Annotated in this window: 1 protein-coding gene; it reads right to left on the reverse strand. The window is 28.8% G+C overall.

Annotated features, from left to right (window positions below):
* Positions 1-979, reverse strand: a 979-nt coding sequence (locus KPL50_RS26540; RefSeq protein WP_216301460.1) for a hypothetical protein, incomplete at its 3' end; no start/stop codon positions are given.
* Between the last annotated feature and the right edge of the window lie 34 nt (positions 980-1,013).

Genomic DNA, 1,013 nt, shown 5'->3' on the forward strand with positions numbered 1-1,013 from the left:
AAAAGTCTACTAACTCTACTCCTTCATTATCAACATAAATATATGATTTTTTTGAATCATCTTTTCCCTTTTCTATTGTTACAGTGTGCAAATCAGATGTTTTGGGTTTTGCATATAAAACAAAGTCACTCTTGCTATCATCATTTGCTACAGTGCTTTCATCTTTTGCCACAGTTTTATCCCCATTTTTTGCTGTTATCTCATTATTAATTAGTGATGTAGTCGGACTTTGAAAAAAAGGATTTTCACTACCGATAGGTTTTTTATAATTCCACTTAAAGTCATCATTATTATTGAGTTTAGGAACACCATAAAACTCTAATATAAGATTTCCTGATACTCCACTGCCCTCAGCTCCAGTTAGTGTTATGCTTTTTATAATTATCTTTTTATCGTAATCTTCTACTTGCTCTATAAAACTTATAAGTTCATCATACACACCCTTAAATTTAAGTGTAACTTCCATTTTATATGCACCAATAATCCTTGAGTCATTAGCGCTCTTACTAGCAGTACTAGTAGTTTCGTTTTTAGAAGTTCCATTAAAGTCGTTTACTAATTTGTCTAATTCATTAGTAGTATTTTTATTTTTATCCTCATTGTTTACAGTTTTTGTCGTATCTACAAGATTGTTTCCACTATTTACTTCTGAAAAAGCTAATACATCTGCTTGAAGATTACTATCTTTAATCATTTTATCTAATACAACTATGATTTTTTCCTGCTCTAGTGATGGAAATAGCATACCTGTTGCATTAAATATTTTAGAATTTAAATTTTTATACTGTTCTTTTCTTTCATTTTCTGACGTTATCTTTGACTTAGCTAAGTTCCATTTTTGTGAATATGAATCTTTACTAGCTTTTAATTCAGTTATCTTTTGATTTTGTTTCATGTAAACAAAATTATAAAACCCATAACACAATAACACTATTAATAAAACTCCTATTAATACTTGTTCTCTTTTAGTTACCTTCATAATTATCAACGTCCTTTAAAGCACACTTCACGCT

The organism is Clostridium sp. CF012 (assembly GCF_018861755.1).
In the GTDB taxonomy this organism is placed as follows: domain Bacteria; phylum Bacillota; class Clostridia; order Clostridiales; family Clostridiaceae; genus Clostridium_AD.